Genomic DNA, 17,677 nt, shown 5'->3' with positions numbered 1-17,677 from the left:
CCTTTTCTCGGCTGTCTCAGAAGAACGTGCGGATGTAGTCGACGACCGTCCCGTCCGCCTCCGCGACCGGGATGAGCTGCCACTTGTCGAAGGACGTGCACGGGTGGGACAGCCCCAGGCCCACCAGGTCCCCGACCTCCAGTTCCGCCTCCGGGGCGGTGCGCAGCCAGGCGTGCTGGTCGGACAGGCCGCTCACGGTGATGCCGGTCGCCGGGCGCTCGGGGCCGCCGCCCGCCGGGCGGACCGCCTGGGCGAAGGGCAGGTCGAGGTCGTACGCCGCGTCGCGCTTGCCCGCGTTGGCGAAGGCCTGCTCGGGGGAGGGGCGGGAGACCACCTGCGTCCACAGCCGGAACGCGGGCTCCAGGGCGCCCTCGGCGGGGACGCGGTTGAAGGGGGTCACCTCCCGGTAGTGCCCGTCGTCGTGGGAGACGTAGGCACCGGAGCGCAGCAGCTTCAGCACCGGCAGGGACAGCTCCGGCACCTCGGCGAACACGTCGGCCACCGCGTCGAACCAGGCGCTGCCGCCCGCGCTCAGCACGATCTCCTCAAGGCCCTCGAACCGCCCGGCCTTGTCGAAGTCGGCCGCCAGCGCGACCAGTCGCCGCAGCCAGGCGCGGACGCGCTCCGGGTCGGCGTCCGGCACCTCGCCCTCGTACCCGGCGACACCCGCCAGCCGCAGCGTCCGTGTGCCGGCCACCGCGTCGGCGACCGCGGCGCACTCGGCCTCCGTGCGCGCCCCGGTCCTGGCGCCCTCACCGGCGCCCAGCTCGACCACGACGTCCACCGGACGGGCGGCCCCCGCCCCCGTCAGGGCCGCGTCCATCAGCTCGACGCCGCGCACGGAGTCGACGTAGCAGACGAAGCGGAACTCCGGGTCGGCGTCCAGCTCGGCCGCGAGCCGGCGCAGGGCGGCGGCGTCGACCAGCTCGTTGGCGAGGAAGATCCGCCGGATGCCGAAGGCCCGCGCCACCCACACCTGGTGCGGCACGGCGAGGGTGATGCCCCAGGCGCCGTGCTCGATCTGACGGTGGAAGAGCTGCGGGGCCATGGAGGTCTTGCCGTGCGGCGCGAAGGCGAGGCCGTGCCGGGCGGAGTACGTCTCCATGAGCTTCAGGTTGTGCTCCAGGCGCTCGGCGGACAGCGCGAGGACGGGGGTGGCGAAGCCGCCGGTGAAGAGGTTGCGGCGCTGTCCGGCCAGCTCGGCGAGGGTCAGGCCGTACGCGTCCGGCGGGAGGCCCTTGAAGCGGTGGTCGACGCGCTCCTCGGCCAGCTCGGCGAGGGCTTCGGTGCCGGATTCGAGGGCCATGGAGCCTCCCTGATCTGATCCGTTGCAAATAATGCAACGATCGTTGCGTATATCGCTTACTGCTGTCTAACATCTCGGCGAACGCGGGGTCAACGGAGCCGCCGCCCGCGGGACGCCAGAACGAGACGCCGAACGAGACGTCAGGACGAGACGTCAGGACGAGACGTCAGGACGAGACGTCACGACGAGACGTCAGGACGAGACGCAGACGAGGAGCCCTCACCATCGTGACCGCCACCGGACGAACCAGCACCGCCCCCGACGTCGCGGACGTCGTCGCGCTCGGCGAGTCCATGGTCACCTTCCTGCCCTCCCGGCCCGGACGCCTCGCCGACGTCCCCTCCTTCGACCGGACCATCGGCGGCGCCGAGTCCAACGTGGCCTGCGTGCTCGCCGCCGCCGGACACTCCGTGCGCTGGGTCGGCCGGGTCGGCGCCGACGGCTTCGGCGACCACCTCGTCGAGGCGATCGGCGCCTACGGCGTCGACGTCTGTGCCGTGCGCCGCGACCCCGCCCGCCCGACCGGCATCTACTTCCGCACCGCCGGTGACCGCGCCACCGACGCCCACGAGGTGGCGTACTACCGGGCGGGCTCGGCCGCCTCCGCGATGTCCGTGGACACCATGGACCTCGACGCGATCCGCTCCGGCCGCGTCCTGCACCTGTCCGGCATCACGCCCGCGCTCTCCGCCGACTGCCTCGGCCTGATGCGCGAGCTGACCGCCCGCCGCCCCGGCCGCCCCCTCGTCTCCTTCGACGTCAACCACCGCCCCGGACTGTGGCGCGACGCCGGGCACGGTCACGGCCCCGAGGTGCTCCTCGAACTGGCCCGCGGCGCCGACATCGTCTTCGTCGGCGAGGACGAGGCCTGGGGTCTCGGCGGACCCGAGGCCGTGCGCGCCGCGCTGCCCGAGCCGGAGCTGCTCGTCGTCAAACAGGGCGCGACCGGCGCCACCGCCTTCCACGGCACCGCCGGCACCGGCGCCGACGAGGTCACCTCCGTCCCCGCCCTCAGCGTCGACGTCGTCGCCGCCGTCGGCGCGGGCGACGCCTTCGCCGCCGGGTTCCTCTCCGCCACCCTGCGCGACCTGCCCGTACGCGAGCGCCTGCGCCACGGCCACCTCATGGCCGCCGCCGCCCTCACCGTCCCCGGCGACCTCGCCGCACCCCCCGCCCGCGACCACGCCGACCGCCTCGCCGCCCTCGACGACACCGCGTGGGGGAGACTGCGACTCGGCCCCGGCTGGACACGGGTCGGCGAAGAGGCCGGCGCGACGGCAGGCGACAGGGCCGACGAGGAGGTACGTACGTCATGAGTCAGACCGTCGACCGCGCGCTCAGCATCCTGCCGCTGCTCGCCGAGGGCCCCGCCGACCTGGGCCGGGTCGCCGACCGCCTGGGCGTGCACAAGTCCACGGCCCTGCGCCTGCTGCGCACCCTCCACGAGCACGGCTTCGTCTACCGCCAGGCCGACCAGCGCTACCGCCTCGGCGCCCGGCTCATCTCCCTCGCCCAGGAGGCGATGGAGAACCTCGACGTCCGCGAGATCGCCCACCCCCACCTCGTACGCCTCAACGAGCAGGTCGGACACACCGTCCACCTCGCCGTCCACGAGGAGGACGAGGTCCTCTACATCGACAAGGTCGAGAGCCGCTACCCGGTCCGCATGTACTCCCGGATCGGCAAGCCCGTCGCCATCACCGTCGCGGCCGTGGCCAAGCTGCTCCTCGCCGATCTCCCCGACAACGAACGCCGCGCCGTGGTCGAGAAGCTCGACTACCCCATGTACACGCCCCGTTCGACACCGAACGCCGACGGGTTCCTCAAGGAACTGGCCAAGGTGCGCGAACAGGGCTGGGCCACCGACCTCGGTGGCCACGAGGAGTCCATCAACTGCGTCGCCGCGCCCATCCGGGGCGCCGACGGCCGGGTGGTCGCCGCCATGTCGGTCTCCGCACCGAACGTCGTCGTCACCGCCGACGAACTCCTCACCCTGCTCCCGCTGGTGCGCCGTACGGCGGACGCCATCAGCGGCGAGTACTCCGGCAGGACCCCAGTCAAGGAAGTCACCGCATGACCGACAAGATCGCTCTCGTCCCCGCGACCCACACCGTCCCCCCGGCGAAGTTCAGCCACGGCGTGAAGAAGGGCAACATCCTCCAGGTCGCCGGCCAGGTCGGCTTCCTCCCCCACGAGGAGGGCAAGGCCCCCACCCCGGCCGGCCCGACCCTGCGCGAGCAGACCCTCCAGACCCTCGCCAACGTCAAGGCGATCCTGGAGGAGGGCGGCGCCTCCTGGGACGACGTGATGATGCTCCGCGTCTACCTCACGGACGTCGACCACTTCGCCGAGATGAACGAGATCTACAACGCCTACTTCGAGGAGCAGGGCCTCACCCAGCCGCCCGCCGCGCGCACGACCGTCTACGTCGGTCTGCCCGCCGGCCTCCTCATCGAGATCGACGCGCTCGCCGTCCTCGGCTGACCGTCCCTCTCCCCGCCTGTCTGAACTGTCTGTGAACGGCACGGCGCCCCCACCCCCCGGGGCGCCGTGCCGCGCTCCTCCCTGCCCGAAAGCCCCATGTGTTTAGCCAGAGGACCCCCGAATGTCCTACGCGTCCCTCCAGCTCGCCGCCGCCTCCGAGACCCCACCGCACACCGGCGGTCTGCTCACCCTGATCGACGGCACGGCCGGCCTCCTGACCGTCGCCGCCATCGGCATCGCGCTCCTGCTCTTCCTCATCATCAAGGTGCGGCTGCAGCCCTTCGTCGCGCTGCTCGCCGTCTCCATAGCCGTCGGCCTGCTCGCCGGCCTGTCGGTCACCGAACTCTTCGGCACCGTCCAGAAGTCGGACGCCGTCTCGACCATCGAGTCCGGCATGGGCGGCATCCTCGGCCACGTCGCCGTCATCATCGGCCTGGGCACCATGCTCGGCGCGATCCTCGAAGTCAGCGGCGGCGCACAGGTACTCGCCTCACGCCTCCTCGGCCTCTTCGGGGAGAAGCGCGCCCCGCTCGCCATGGGCCTCACGGGCCTGATCTTCGGCATCCCGGTCTTCTTCGACGTGGGCATCTTCGTCCTCGCTCCCATCGTCTACGCCGCCGCCAAGCGCTCCGGCAAGTCGATCCTGCTCTACTGCCTGCCGCTGCTGGCCGGCCTGTCCATGACCCACGCCTTCCTGCCGCCGCACCCCGGCCCGGTGGCCGCCGCCGGACTGCTGCACGTCAAGCTCGGCTGGATCATCCTCATGGGCATCGTCTGCGGCATCCCCGCCGTCCTCGCCGCCTGGGTGTTCTCCGCCTGGATCGGCCGCCGCATCTTCGTGCCCGTGCCGCAGGACATGGTCGAGGCGGCCGAGGAGGCCAAACAGGCCGTCGTCGAGGAGCAGCGCAAGGCGGGCGTCGCGCCGACCGAGACCCCGGTCGCGCTCGGCACGGTCCTCGGCATCATCGGCACCCCGCTGGTCCTGATCCTCGCCGCGACCTTCTCCTCCATCGCCCTGGACCCGTCCACTCTCCGCTCGGTGATCGAGTTCTTCGGCAACCCGTTCGTCGCCCTGACCATCGCCCTCCTCCTCGCCTACTACCTGCTCGGCATCCGGCGCGGCTGGTCCCGCAAGTCCCTGGAGACCGTCTCGACGGCCTCGCTCAAGCCGGTCGGCAACATCCTGCTGGTGGTCGGCGCCGGCGGTGTCTTCGGCGCCGTCCTCAAGGCCAGCGGCGTCGCCCAGGCCCTCTCCGACACCTTCAACGACGTCGGCCTGCCGGTGATCGTCCTCGCCTACCTGATCTCCCTGGTGCTGCGGGTCGCCCAGGGCTCGGCGACGGTGGCCATCGTGACGACGGCGGGCATCGTGGCGCCGCTGCTCGCCGAGGGAGACCACTCGCAGGCGTTCGTCGCCCTGGTCATCATGGCGATCTCGGCCGGTTCCATCTTCGCCTCGCACGTCAACGACGGCGGCTTCTGGATGGTCGCCAAGTACTTCGGCATCAGCGAGCGGGACACGCTCAAGACGTGGACCGTGCTGGAGAGCGTGCTGTCGGTCGCCGGGTTCGTGGTGGCGGCGGTGGTGAGCCTGTTCGTATAGGCGGGCGGCTCGTGTTGGCGTCTGATAACGAAGTTGGGGCTGGCTGTGTCCGGCACAGGATCGTCGACCATACTGCCCGCGTGGAGCAGCGCAGAGGATCGACGAGCCAGCCCCTGGAAGGCGCCGGATTCGACCCGGCATTCATCCCCGGGCTCACCGCACCCGTGTCCGGTGAGCCGGAGGACGTGAGACGCGACGGGCCGGACGAGAACGCCGACGCGGAGACCGAGGAGCCCTCGGATGCCCCGGCCGTCGGCGAACCGCCCGCCGCCGAGGACGCCGCGGAACCGGACGACGAGGCCCCCGTGGACGGCCCTGTCTTCGAGGCCTCCGACCGCCGCGCCAAGATCGTCGCCGACCACAGGGGCGTACGCCTCTCCCTCGACGACCAGAGCTGCGAGTTCCGCTGGGACGAGGTCGGGGCCGTCGAGACGGAGACGGGACGCTTCGGCAAGCGGTTCACGGTGACGGTGCACACGCCGGACCGCCGCTGGTACCCGATCGAGATCGAGGCCACGTCCCGAAGCCGTTTCGCGGAGTGGGAGTCGGCTCTGGACGAGGTCCTCGACGCGTACTTCGAGGACGGCGAGTCGGAGACCGAGGCCGAGCCCGAGACCGAAGCGGACGGGGACGCGGAAGCCGCGACGAAGGAAGAGAAGGACGCCGAGGAGGCCGCGGCCCGCGCCGAGTAAGCGCATCGGGTGAAGATCCGTGCACGCCCTCTTGTCGCACCGGCGGCCATGGGCTTTCTTGACCACCATGGCGGACACCACGGGCAACACCTCAGACGCGGGCGTATCGGGTGGGGCGGACTCGGCTCCCCGTAAGTCCAGTTGGCGCTACATCGGCCCGGGCATCGTCGTCGCGGCGACCGGCGTGGGCGCCGGCGACCTCGTGGCCACCCTCATCGCGGGCAGCAACTTCGGCTACACCCTGCTGTGGGCGGCGGTCATCGGCTGCCTTGTGAAGATCTCCCTCGCCGAGGCGTGCGGCCGCTGGCACCTGGCCACCGGCCGCACGCTCTTCGACGGCTGGGCGAGCATCGGCCCCTGGACCACGTGGTTCTTCGCGGTCTACGCCGTGATCTGGGGCTTCGTCTACGGCGCCGCGGCGATGTCGTCCAGCGCCCTGCCGCTGCAGGCCCTCTTCCCGGACGTGATGGGCCTCGAATGGTGGGGCATCGCCTGCGGCCTGGTGGGCCTCGTCTTCGTCTGGTTCAACAAGTACAACGTCTTCGAGAAGGTCATGACGGTCCTGGTGGGCGTCATGTTCGTCGTGACCGTCTACCTGGCGATCCGCGTCACCCCCAACCTGGGCGACGCCTTCGCGGGTCTCCTCCCGGTCCTCCCGGACGAGAAGGACTCGGTACTCAACACGCTGGGTCTGATCGGCGGCGTGGGCGGCACCATCACGCTGGCCGCGTACGGCTACTGGGTCAACGCCAAGGGCTGGACCAGCACGGGGTGGATGAAGGTCATGCGCCTGGACAACCGGGTCGCCTACGCCACGACCGGCATCTTCGTCGTCGCGATGCTCTTCGTCGGCGCCGAGCTGCTCCACTCGGCGAACATCGCCATCGCGAGCGGCGACAAGGGCCTGATCCAGCTCGGCGACATCCTGGAGCAGGAGTACGGCACCGCGACCGGCAAGCTCTTCCTGATCGGCTTCTTCGCCACCAGCTTCACCTCGCTGATCGGCGTCTGGCACGGCGTGAGCCTGATGTTCGCCGACTTCCTGGCCCGCCGGCGCGGCGAACGGGAGGCAAGGGGCGACGAGTTGGCCTCGGGCCGCCGCGAACGCTCCTGGGCCTTCCGCGCCTACCTGCTCTGGCTCACCTTCCCGCCCATCATCCTGCTCTTCCAGGACGAGCCCTTCCGCCTGATCATCATCTACGGCGTCCTGGGCGCCGCCTTCATGCCCTTCCTCGCCCTCACCCTGATGTGGCTCCTCAATTCCTCCCGCACCCCGCGCGAGTGGCGCAACGGCAGCCTCAGCAACGGCATGCTGGCCGTCGCCGGCCTGCTGTTCCTGGTCCTGTGCGTCAAGCAGATCTGGGACCAGCCGTGGTCGGAGTTCTTCTAGCGGAACCGGTTACCGCAGCTCGTCCCATTCCTCACTGAGCGCGATCTCCCGCATCTGGTCCATGGTCAGCGCGGGAGTGTCGCGCGTGGGCTCGCCGTGGGAGGAGCCGTTGTTGAACTCGCTGATCACCACGCGGAAGCCGTCGTCACCGGGTCGCATGGTGTCGACCGTCCACATCACGACCCCCGGGACCCGGTCGTCGCCGACCCCTTGGTGCGTGGCGATGCGGGTGCCGTCGGGAAGGGTCTCACCGGAGGCGTAGAGCTGGCCCGCGACATCGTCCATGCCGTGCTGCACATTGACCTGGACGAGACTCGCGCCGCGCCCGTCGTCGACGACGACGTAGGAGTACTCGGTGTCCTGACCCCCCTTCTTGACCACGTCCAGCTCCTTGGGGAGCAGCCCGACGAGCGTCTCGGTGATGTCCTTGCCCGACGCGGCGGGCGGCCGCTCCTCGTCGGAGGCACCGGTGGAAACCGAGGGCTTCGACGCGACCGGAGTGGCCGCCACCACGTCGCGCCACACATCGGCCGTGACGAGCTTCTTCAACGCCTCCGTCGACAAAGGCGGGTCCTCCCGCGTGATGGGCGCCCCCTTCTCGGCGGAGGAGTTCCACTCGCTCACGCTGACGTGCTGCCCGTCGGCCGTGACGAGGTCGGCGGACCAGAGCTTGGTGTCCACCCGCCGGTCGGGATACTCGTAGCCCTGCAGCAGCCTGAGCGTCGAGCCGTCGTCCAGCCGGCTGGAGTGGCAGTCGTCGTACGGGGTGAAGGTCTCGTCCGGGCACTGGGTCAGCTGCCCGACCTGCGGACTCCCGGGCTCCACCCGACCGAAGCCCAGGCTGATCGCGGCCGCGCCCTGGCCGTCGTCGAACACGACCTGTGCGTACGGCCCCGGCTTCTCACCGGACCCCCGGACGTCCACCTCGCTGAACTCGCCCTCCGGAAGCAACTCCTTCAGCGACTTGAGGATCGCGTCGCCGGAGACCGGCTCCGGAGCGGCCGAGGCGGACGCGCCGGCGGTGGCTCGGGAGGCCGCGGAGGACTGCTCGGCGTCGGCGGAGTCCCCCGACGGCAGCAGCATCGCCCCGCCCACCCCGATCAGGGCGACCCCGGCCACCCCGCCGAGCACGCCGGTACGGCGCCGCGTCAGCGTCCGGCGCCCGCGGTTGCGCCCCGCGTCGATCAGGGCCGTACGGTCGGCGGCCCGGAACGCACCACCGGTGTCGCGCAACGCGGCGGCGAGCCGCTCCTCGAAGGGATCCTGGTGCTGCTTTTCGGGCATGGCGAACCACCCTTTCCGCGTGGGTGAAGGAGACGAGAGAGAACGACGAGAAGGGGACGGCGAGAAGGGGACGGAGAGAAGGGGACGGAGAGAGGGGGACGGCGAGAAGGAAGGACGGACGTCAGGGTCTGGCGTATTCGGCGAGATCCTCACCCAGCAGTGCCCGCAGCCGGCCGAGCGCCCGCGAGCACCGCGTCCGCACCGCCGCCGAACTGACACCGAGCACGTCGGCGGTCTGCTCGACCGAGCGGTCGTCCCAGTACCGCAGGACGACGACGGCCCGGTCCATGGCGGGCAGCCGCGCGAGCGCGTCCAGCAGCGTCAGCCGCAGGGACGCGTCCCCGTCACCGACGTCGGCCAGCTCCGGGAACACGTCGGTCGCCCGCTCCCCGCTGCTGCGCCGCCGCTGATGGGCGAGGAAGGCGCGGGTGAGCACGGTCTGCGCGTAGGCGGCCGGGTTCTCCACCCGCGACACCCGCCCCCACCGCACGTACAGCCGCCCGAAGGTCTCCTGCACGAGATCCTCGGCCAGATGCGTGTCCCCGGCGGTGAGCAGACAGGCGGACCGGTACAGATGCCCGGCCCGCGCCGCCGCGAACTCGGCGTACTCGTCCGCCCGTCTCTGCCGTCCCATACCCCGCGCTCCCGATGATCGCCGTCTTCACCTCATCAATGCGGTGGACCCCGGGAAATGTTTCATACGGACTTCAGAGCAGATGGTCGGCCTTCCCCGCCTTGATGTCGAGGATCATGCGCCGCAGGGCCTCCCGGCTGTCGGTGAGGGGGGCGTCCTCCTCGCCGGCTATGGCGATGTAGGCGTTGCCGGTGGTGTCGGTACCGAGGCGGAAGCACGAGTTTCCCTCGCCGCAGAAGGGCTCTTCCCAGGTGATGTCGCTCATCGGGCTCTCCTCATAGGTCGTTGGCGATCTCGCGGATGAAGTCGCGTGACTCCGCCGACGACAGGGCGATGCGCTCCATCCAGTCCAAGTGGGCACGGTACTTCGCCAACTGCGCCTCGGCGTGCAGGAAGTCCGGCCCGTGCGAGCTGTCGACCTGCACCGTGTCCAGCTGGGCCACCGGTCCTTCCGCGTACAGCACGGTCTGTCCCGCACCTGGGAAGGCTCCAGCAGCGAAGGGGATGACCAGAACCGTCACGTTGTCCTTCGCCGACTTCTCCAGTACGTGCTCCAGCTGGGCCTTGGCCACCTCGCGCCCACCGAACTGCATGCGGAGCGCCGCCTCGTGGACAATGGCGACGAATGGTGCCGCGTCGGCCCCGTCCAACACGTTCTGGCGCTCCACGCGATGGGCCAGGCGCGCCTACGTCTCCTCGATCCCGAGATTCCGGATGGCCCGGGCGCCACCCTTCTCACATTCGGCTACGACGGAGCGGGCCGCTTGACCGAGGAGACCAACTCCTCAGGGCTGGCGATGCGCTACACGTACGACACCGAGGGCCGTGTCACCTCATGGACCGATCGCAACGCCACCTCGTACCAGTACACGTACGACGAACGCGGTCGTGTGGTGGCAACCGGTGGTACCGGAGACTTCCTCGCTTCAGTCCTCGCCTACGACAGCGGCACACGCACCACCCGAGTGACCGACTCCCTCGGTCACATGCGGATCTATGAGCACAACGAGGCTCTGCGCCTGATCCGCGAGACGGACCCCCTGGACAACGTCACGACTCAGGAGTGGGACGAAGACTTGCGACTACCGCCGTCACGGATCCCCTGGGAGCCGAGAGACGGTACGTGTACGACGAGCGAGGCAACGTCACGCGCGTGATACGTCCGGACGGAGGGGAGCTGTGCTCCGAGTACGACGCCCATGGCCTGCCCACGGTCATCACGGGACCTGACGGGGCCGCCTGGCATCAGGAGTACAACGAACGTGGTGACCGCGTCTCTGTGACAGACCCGGCGGGAGCCACCACCCGTTTCACCTACAACTTCTCAGGCCACCTGACTTCCGTCACCGATGCCCTGGGGCACTGCACCCACGTACGGTGCAACGGCGCCGGGCTGCCCGTCGAGATCATTGATCCTCTCGGTGGAAGCCACCACTACACCCGGGACATGTTCGGTCGCCTGAGCGCACTCACCGACCCCGTCGGCAACGTGACTCGGCAGGAGTGGACTTCGCAGGACAAGATCAGTCGACGTGTGCTGGCCGACGGATCCGACGAATGGTGGGAGTACGACGCCGAAGGCAACTGCAGCAGCCACAGGAGCGCCACCGGAGCACTCACCCGGTTCGAGTACGGGCCATTCGATCTGATGACCGCCCGCACAGGGCCAGACGGTGCGCGTCACGTTTTCGGATACGACACCGAGTTGCGCCTCATAGAGGTCGCCAATCCCCAGGGACAGCGCTGGAACTACGTCCACGACGCGGCCGGTCGACTCGTGAGCGAATCCGACTTCGACGGGCGCGTCGTCTCCTATACGTACGAAAGTTGCGGCCGGCTCACCGGCACTACCAACGCCCTTGGGCAGACGACTCGATTCGAGCGCAACAATATCGGCCTTGTCACCGGGAAAGCAGCCCCCGACCGGAGCACCGACTACACCTATACACGGGCAGGACGCATCGCCACCGCGGTAACGGCGGACTCAACACTTGTCCTTTCCTACGACCTCGCGGGGCACTTGCTGTCCGAAAAAGTCGATGGCCGAACCACTGACTATGAATATGACCCGTTGGGTCGCCGCACGAAGCGTGTCACTCCGACGGGAGCCGTCAGCAACTGGAGCTACGACCCGGCAGGGCGGCGTACCGAGCTGATCACCGGTGGCGGGCACACGATCACATTCGCCTACGACGCGGCGGGCCGTGAGCTGAGCCGCCTCATCGGCGACCACGCCGTGGCTCACTCGTTCGACAAGTTGGGGCGCCGCACGAGTCAGTCCGTGTTGGACGCGACGGGCGAAACCGTGCAGAGCAGGGAGTACACCTACCGAGCGGACGGATACCTGACGCGCGTCGACGATCGGCTGACCGGTGTACGTGACTTCGCCCTCGACGTGGTCGGCCGCGTCACAGGCGTACGAGCCGAGGACTGGTCCGAGCGTTACACGTACGACGAGGCCGGTAACCAGACCGATGCCTCGTGGCCTCCCGTACACCCCGGTCACGAGGCCACCGGCTCCCGCAGCTACGTCGGCACACGGATCACCCGTGCCGGGAACATCCGATACGAGCACGACGGCGCCGGCCGCATCACGCTACGCCAGAAGATCCGACTCTCCCGCAAACCGGATACCTGGCGCTACGAGTGGGACACCGAGGACCGCCTCGTCTCGGTGACCACACCGGACGGCACCAAGTGGCGTTATCTCTATGACGCGCTCGGGCGCCGTGCGGCCAAGCTGCGGCTGGACGCGGACGGGGTCAGTGTCGCCGAGCGGACGCAGTTCACCTGGGACGGAGCCGTCCTCTGTGAAGAGACCACCGTGACGACGTCGCTGCCCCAACCGGTCACCCTCACTTGGAATCACCAGGGACTGCACCCGATCGCTCAGACCGAGCGACTGGGTGTCGACGGGGTCTCCCAGGAAGAGATTGACTCCCGTTTCTTCGCCATAGTCACGGACCTTGTCGGTACGCCGACCGAGCTCCTGGACGCCTCGGGGGGCATTTCCTGGCGCACGCGCACCACGGTGTGGGGCAAAACGGCTTGGACTGCTGACAGCGCGTCCTACACGCCGCTTCGGTTTCCGGGCCAGTACTTCGATCCGGAGACGGGTCTTCACCATAATTACCACCGGATGTACGACCCGGAAACCGGGCGCTACCTCACTCCGGACCCGCTCGGCCTGGCACCGGCTCCCAACTCGTCCACTTACGTCCATAATCCGCACTCGGGGGCCGACCCGCTCGGCCTGGCACCGCAGTGCGACGACGCGATCCCGGGGTTCCGCAAGCAGACCGACCATCCACTGAGTAAACGGATACACGTCGGTGAAGACGGCAAGGTCACCATCACCGGTAAGGGCGCACTCTACGTCAATCTGAGTGGAGATATAGGCCATACTGTCCGCTTCCGTGGAGAAGGGGGGCAGATCGTCGAGTTCCAGATATCGGCCGAGTTCCGCGAAAAGATCAGACGAACCGCTGTCCCTCAGGAGGAGCCTGGTCTTGGATTCAGCAAGGGCGAGTGGAAGCAGATGAAGAGGATCTGCCCGGAGATCTCGGACCCCACCATGGGGGACGACTTGTACGGCATTCCCAGCGGGATGCTGAATGAGTTCAGGGAAGAAGTGGCAAAGTACCCGGGCAGGGTTGTTCAGGAAGGTTAGGAAGCGTCTCGCATGATGCACGAGATCGAGGACATCGAGCAGGAGCGGCTCCGATTGTCGCAGAGGCCTTCGGCGCAGGAGGTGCCCCCCGTTGTCGGCGTGTTCGACGTACGGACCATCTGTCCGGTCGCGGAGTTCGGCGACAGGGTACGGTCCGTGCTCGATCCCGCGCTTCGACTGGCCGTCTCACAACGTTTCGAAGGCGAAGACCTCCCGGTCGACGCGATCCCCGGATGGTTCGCCGCCGTCGCCCGGGAAAGCGTCCAACCGGCCCCTGACTTCGCGGTCCAAGGCGCTGAACGCTACGCGGCGGCGATCGGACGAGGGGCCTGGGACCTTCAGGAGTGGCTGTACCAGTTCGATCCCGAATCCGAGTTTCGCGGCTGGGCGTGGTGGGACCTGACGCAGTCGGGCGAACGCGAAGCGCGTGTGTGGGTGGATACGTGGGGTGAGTCCTTCTTCGCCTGCGACGAGCTCCGGTGGCTCGCGCACGTGTCTGGCGCCGTAGAGGTCAACGGACCGACTCTGGAAAGGTCAGAAGCCTGGATTGCCGCAGCGCAGCCCTGAAGCGCGGCGGCGTCACGGGGCGCACAACATGAAGAACGGTGACCTGCTTCGAGCAGCCCTGACCCCTGCTGGGGGCTTCCGGGTGGCTGGGCGGCTGCCACGGAGTGAAGAGTGCCGGACGTGCGGCACCTGGCTTTCTCCCGCAGAGCAAGACATCGAGGCGAGCCGGAGACATCCCGGACGAGAGTCACACCGGCAGACGCCTCAGGCACAGAGGCCCCCGCCCGCGTGTCAGCGGGCGGGGGCCTGAACCGGATCGGCCGGGTGGTGGGCGGGATCAGCCGAACCTACGGCAGCGCGTGCACATGCGCCCCCACCGCGCTCGACCACCCGTTGCCCGCCGTCGCGTCCCAGTTGGTGGACCAGGTCATCGCGCCCCGCAGGTCGGGGTAGGTCTTCGACGGCTTGAAGGAGCCGCAGTTGGTCGCCTTGGTGAGGCAGTCCAGGGCGGCGTTGACCACCGACGGGGAGACGTAGCCGCCGCCCGCCGCGCGGGTGGAGGCCGGCAGGCCCAGGCCGACCTGGGACGGGGCGAGGCCGCCCTCGAGCTGGATGCAGGCCAGAGCGGTGAGGAAGTCGACCGTGCCCTGGGCGTACACCTTGCCGTCGCAGCCCAGCATCGTGCCGCTGTTGTAGTACTGCATGTTGACGACCGTGAGGATGTCCTTCACGTTCAGCGCCGTCTGGAAGTAGCCGCCCTGCGTCGACTGCATGTCGATCGTCTGCGGGGCCATCGTGAGGATCATGTCCGGGCCGGCCTTCGCCGACAGGGCGCGCAGGGCCTGGGTCATGTAGGTCGGGTTGAGACCGTTCTCCAGGTCGATGTCGACGCCGTCGAAGCCGTACTCCTGCATGACCGAGTAGACGGAGTTCGCGAAGTTCGTCGCGGAGGCGGAGCTGTTCACCGAGACGGTGCCCTTCTCGCCGCCCACCGAGACGATGACCTTCTTGCCCGCGGCCTGCTTGGCCCGCACGTCCGCCTTGAACTGGTCGACCGTGTAGCCGCCGAGCCCGGCCGAGTCGAGGTTGAAGGTGACGGCCCCCGGCGTCGTGGTCGCGTCGGCGAAGGCCACCGCGATGATGTCGTACGCGGACGGCACGTCGGAGATCTTCTGGACCGTCGCCCCGTTGTTGAAGTTCTGCCAGTAGCCGGTCACCGCGTGCTTGGGCAGGTCGCCGCCGTTCCCGCCGCCGTCGTCCGGCGCCGTGGTGCGGGCCGTGACCGCCGCCGACTTCGCCGACTCACCGGCCGCGTTCGTCGCCGTGACCTGGAAGGAGTACGAGGTCGAGGCCGCCAGGCCGGTCACCGTCGCCGACGTGCCGGTCACCGCGGTCACCTTCGTGCCGTCGCGGTAGACGTTGTAGCCGGTGGCGCCCGACACCGTGTTCCAGGCGAGCGAGGCGGAGTTCGGCGTCGTACCGGAGACGCTCAGGCCGGCCGGGGCGGACGGCACCGTGGGGTCGGGGTTCCCGTCGTCGCCGCCTCCGCCGTCCGGGCCGAAGACGGACAGGTCGTCGACGTAGTACGCCGACTGCCCGTACCAGCCGTGCGTGTAGACCGTCACGGAGGTCGTCGAGGAGCCGGTGCTGAAGGTCGTCTTGAGCTGCTGCCAGGAGGCCGCGTCCGGAGTCCAGGTCGACACGTCCGTCGTTCCCGTGCCCGTCACGCCCAGGTAGGAGTACCCGCCCTGCACCCACGCGCTCAGCGTGTACGTCGAGTTGGGCTGCACCGCGACGCTCTGCGAACAGCGCGCGTTGTCCTGCCCCGCCGGGGTGGCCTTCAGTGCGGCGGAGCCCGCGTGTGCCGGGGAGGCGACGGTGGTGCCGCTGTTCGCCGAGCAGGTCCAGTTGCTCAGCCCGGACTCGAAACCGGCGTTCTTGGCGTTGTTGACGTCGGCGGCCGATGCCGGGCCGACGGCCGTGAACGCGAGAGCCAGGGCGGCGGTGACGGCGCCCGTCAAGGAGCCGAGACGTCTTCCGCGCCGTCTGCGTACGGGGTCCACTGCTGCCTCCGGGGGTGGAGTGGGGCGGGATGGGGGACGGTGGCCACCGCTGAAGTACAAGGTGGTCCAGACCAATTGAAGGTGTCAAGAGGTAGGTACGGACCAAGTTCGCGGTCGGGGCGCGGCGGCCGGCTCGTCCTCGAAAATGCTCAACCTGCCCCGTTTTGGAGCAACTTGTGCAACACAAGTTGTTCCACAGCTACAGAAACGCTGTTCTCCGGTCACAGACGCGTGGATACAGTGCTCACGTAGTCACGCAGTGAAGTCATCCGGGTGTGCCGGAGTAACACCGGCGGACCGACGGGCATGGGAGACGGGGAGCCGCGCGTGCCAACTGCCATTGCCGTGACCAGTGTCGACATGGCACTGCCGCCGCAGGACGAACGGACGCTGCCCGCGGCCGTGCTCCAGGACGTCGACCGGCGTCCCCTGGAGCAGATCCTGGCCGAGCTGCAGACGCTGGTCGACCAGCACGGGCACGTGATCGTGGTGTGCTCCCAGGCCGTCCCGGCGAGCGTGGAACGGCGCCTGCACACCGTCCGCGCCCTCCTGGAGACCGACCGCATCGCCCTGTTCCGACCGCCCCTCCCGCCGCTCGGAATCGCCGTACTGGCCCGCCAGTTGCGCCAACTGGCCTCCTGCGACCTCAGCCCCGGCGTGCTCGCCTCCGCCGGCCGCCTGCTCACCCACTACATCCACGCCGGCGCCCTGCTCGGCTCCGTCGCCCGGCTCGACCACGTTCCGGTGGACCTGAAGGCGCACGCCAGATCCTGGGTGCCCGGCAGCCAGTTCGGCGTCGTGGCCCACCCCGAGCCGCAACTGGTGAGGGTCGGCCCCGAAGCCGCCCTGTCCGGACCGGAGTTCGGCACCTGGCTGCTGGTCGCCAAGGGGCAGCTTCCGTCCGACTGGGTCACCGGCACCCTCGCCCCGTCCTGGCGCGTGCAGGGGCTGCGCGAGACGGCGCTTCCCGCGGAGTCCGCGGGGTGGTGGGGGACGGGGCGGCTGACCGAGTTCTGCGCGTACCTCCCCGACCTCTCGGTCCTCTACCAACTGGTCACGTCCGTGCGGCAGAGCGCCTGCCACTGGTGCGGCATCGACGTCATCGGCGACCGCTGCGTGTTCTGCTCCGCGACACCACCGGTGTACGACACCGACGGCCGAAGCGGGGGCGGGGGCGGCCGGGACCGAGCGCTCGGCCACCGCCGCGATCCCGCCCTCGGCCGCCGCCGTGAGAGACGAGCCCTGACTGGGTAGGCCCGTAGCGCCCCGCCCGCCCGCCCCAGTCCGTCCGTCCGCCCGGACATCCGAGCCCCCAATGAGGTTGCACGGCCCATGAACTCCCGTCAGCGCCGCGGCATCATCCTGCTGATCCTGTCGGTCCTCTGCGCCCTCGGCGCGTTCGCCGGCGTGCTGTCCGTCATCAACGACGTGAAGTCCAAGGTCGGCCCCGAGGTGACCGCGTACCGGCTGAAGTCCGACATCGAGCCCTACACGGAGCTCGGCGCGGCGCAGTTCGAGAAGATCGAGATGCCCGAGCGCTGGCTGTCCGAGAACGCCGTCACCGACCTGTCCCAGGTCCGCGGGAAGACAGCCGTGATCAAGCTGAAGGCGGGCTCGCTGCTCCAGACCGACATGATCGTCGACACGCCCGCCCTGCGGCCCGGGCAGCAGGAGGTCGCCATCATGATCGACGCGGCGACCGGCGTCGCCGGGAAGATCACCCCGGGCTCCTCCGTCAACGTGTACGCCACCTTCGAGGGCCCGCGCGAGGGCGACCCCGACCAGTCCAAGATCATCGTGACCAACGCCAAGGTCATCGACGTCGGCGAACTCACCTCGCTGGAGCCTGACGAGGAGAGCCGCGACCGGGAACCCACCGACGCCGTCCCCATCACCTTCGCCCTGTCCACCATCGACGCCCAGCGCATCACCTACGCCGAGTCGTTCGCGCGGCGCGTCCGGCTCGCACTGGTGGCTCCCGGCGGCGACACCACGGTCCCCGACAAGGACCGGACGTACGAACTCGCGAAGGACAAGTGAGAGC

16 protein-coding genes and 1 pseudogene are annotated in these 17,677 nt (G+C 69.4%); 11 read left to right on the top strand and 6 right to left on the bottom strand.

What is annotated here, in order from left to right; translation table 11 throughout:
- Positions 1-16: 16 nt before the first annotated feature.
- Positions 17-1,306 (bottom strand): amino acid deaminase, encoded by a 1,290-nt coding sequence (locus ABS735_RS31775; RefSeq protein WP_373902709.1) that lies wholly within the window; start codon positions 1,304-1,306, stop codon positions 17-19.
- Positions 1,307-1,533: 227 nt separating this feature from the next.
- Here ABS735_RS31775 and ABS735_RS31770 point away from each other — a divergent pair, with 227 nt between their 5' ends.
- From ABS735_RS31770 to ABS735_RS31745, 6 genes are all read left to right on the top strand, one after another.
- Complete coding sequence (locus ABS735_RS31770; protein ID WP_373902708.1) at positions 1,534-2,622, top strand: sugar kinase; 1,089 nt, start codon at positions 1,534-1,536, stop codon at positions 2,620-2,622.
- Entirely contained in the window at positions 2,619-3,383 is a 765-nt protein-coding gene (locus tag ABS735_RS31765) for an IclR family transcriptional regulator (RefSeq protein WP_373902707.1), read from the top strand. Before ABS735_RS31770 ends, ABS735_RS31765 begins: the two co-directional genes overlap by 4 nt.
- A complete protein-coding gene (locus ABS735_RS31760) occupies positions 3,380-3,790 on the top strand; it encodes a RidA family protein (RefSeq protein WP_087807520.1) in 411 nt (136 codons plus the stop codon). Before ABS735_RS31765 ends, ABS735_RS31760 begins: the two co-directional genes overlap by 4 nt.
- A gap of 121 nt (positions 3,791-3,911) precedes the next feature.
- A complete protein-coding gene (locus ABS735_RS31755) occupies positions 3,912-5,393 on the top strand; it encodes a GntP family permease (RefSeq protein ID WP_373902706.1) in 1,482 nt (493 codons plus the stop codon).
- A gap of 80 nt (positions 5,394-5,473) precedes the next feature.
- Positions 5,474-6,085, top strand: a complete 612-nt coding sequence (locus tag ABS735_RS31750; protein ID WP_373902705.1) for a hypothetical protein — start codon at positions 5,474-5,476, stop codon at positions 6,083-6,085.
- 67 nt (positions 6,086-6,152) lie between these two features.
- The gene (locus ABS735_RS31745; RefSeq protein ID WP_373902704.1) at positions 6,153-7,475 is read left to right on the top strand and encodes an Nramp family divalent metal transporter; all 1,323 of its coding nucleotides are present in this window, start codon (positions 6,153-6,155) and stop codon (positions 7,473-7,475) included.
- 9 nt (positions 7,476-7,484) lie between these two features.
- On the opposite strand, the gene ABS735_RS31740 is transcribed toward ABS735_RS31745, so the two are convergent.
- The 4 genes and pseudogenes from ABS735_RS31740 to ABS735_RS31725 form a co-directional block, all read right to left on the bottom strand.
- The gene (locus ABS735_RS31740; protein WP_373902703.1) at positions 7,485-8,759 is read right to left on the bottom strand and encodes a hypothetical protein; all 1,275 of its coding nucleotides are present in this window, start codon (positions 8,757-8,759) and stop codon (positions 7,485-7,487) included.
- 121 nt (positions 8,760-8,880) lie between these two features.
- Positions 8,881-9,393 (bottom strand): SigE family RNA polymerase sigma factor, encoded by a 513-nt coding sequence (locus ABS735_RS31735; RefSeq protein ID WP_373902702.1) that lies wholly within the window; start codon positions 9,391-9,393, stop codon positions 8,881-8,883.
- Between the two features lie 73 nt (positions 9,394-9,466).
- Positions 9,467-9,658 carry a hypothetical protein gene (locus tag ABS735_RS31730; protein ID WP_373902701.1) on the bottom strand — a complete coding sequence of 64 codons (192 nt, stop codon included), beginning with the start codon at positions 9,656-9,658 and terminating at the stop codon, positions 9,467-9,469.
- A 10-nt stretch (positions 9,659-9,668) separates the two neighbouring features.
- Positions 9,669-10,076, bottom strand: a pseudogene (locus tag ABS735_RS31725) (DUF5753 domain-containing protein); the annotation flags it as partial.
- On the opposite strand from ABS735_RS31725, the gene ABS735_RS31720 reads away from it, so the two are divergent.
- Genes ABS735_RS31720 through ABS735_RS31710 form a run of 3 tightly spaced genes read left to right on the top strand, consistent with a single transcriptional unit; the run spans position 10,065 to position 13,630 of the window.
- Entirely contained in the window at positions 10,065-10,550 is a 486-nt protein-coding gene (locus ABS735_RS31720; protein WP_373902780.1) for a hypothetical protein, read from the top strand. The pseudogene ABS735_RS31725 and the gene ABS735_RS31720 overlap by 12 nt on opposite strands.
- Positions 10,517-13,063, top strand: a complete 2,547-nt coding sequence (locus ABS735_RS31715; RefSeq protein WP_476755858.1) for an RHS repeat-associated core domain-containing protein — start codon at positions 10,517-10,519, stop codon at positions 13,061-13,063. Before ABS735_RS31720 ends, ABS735_RS31715 begins: the two co-directional genes overlap by 34 nt.
- A 12-nt stretch (positions 13,064-13,075) precedes the next feature.
- On the top strand, positions 13,076-13,630 hold the full coding sequence (locus ABS735_RS31710) for a hypothetical protein (RefSeq protein ID WP_373902700.1): 555 nt from the start codon (positions 13,076-13,078) through the stop codon (positions 13,628-13,630).
- 287 nt (positions 13,631-13,917) lie between these two features.
- Here the strand turns inward: ABS735_RS31710 and ABS735_RS31705 are convergent, their stop codons facing one another.
- Entirely contained in the window at positions 13,918-15,633 is a 1,716-nt protein-coding gene (locus ABS735_RS31705) for a chitinase (protein WP_373902699.1), read from the bottom strand.
- A gap of 306 nt (positions 15,634-15,939) precedes the next feature.
- Between ABS735_RS31705 and ABS735_RS31700 the strand changes: the two genes are divergently transcribed.
- Positions 15,940-16,887, top strand: a complete 948-nt coding sequence (locus ABS735_RS31700; RefSeq protein ID WP_373902698.1) for a hypothetical protein — start codon at positions 15,940-15,942, stop codon at positions 16,885-16,887.
- Positions 16,888-16,965: 78 nt separating this feature from the next.
- Entirely contained in the window at positions 16,966-17,673 is a 708-nt protein-coding gene (gene cpaB / locus ABS735_RS31695; protein WP_373902697.1) for a Flp pilus assembly protein CpaB, read from the top strand.
- Positions 17,674-17,677: the final 4 nt, after the last annotated feature.

The sequence above is a fragment of the Streptomyces sp. MMCC 100 genome, from assembly GCF_041538145.2.
Classification (GTDB): domain Bacteria; phylum Actinomycetota; class Actinomycetes; order Streptomycetales; family Streptomycetaceae; genus Streptomyces.
The sequence above is the reverse complement of the archived record's forward strand: the minus strand, read 5'-3'. Positions and strand labels throughout refer to the sequence as shown.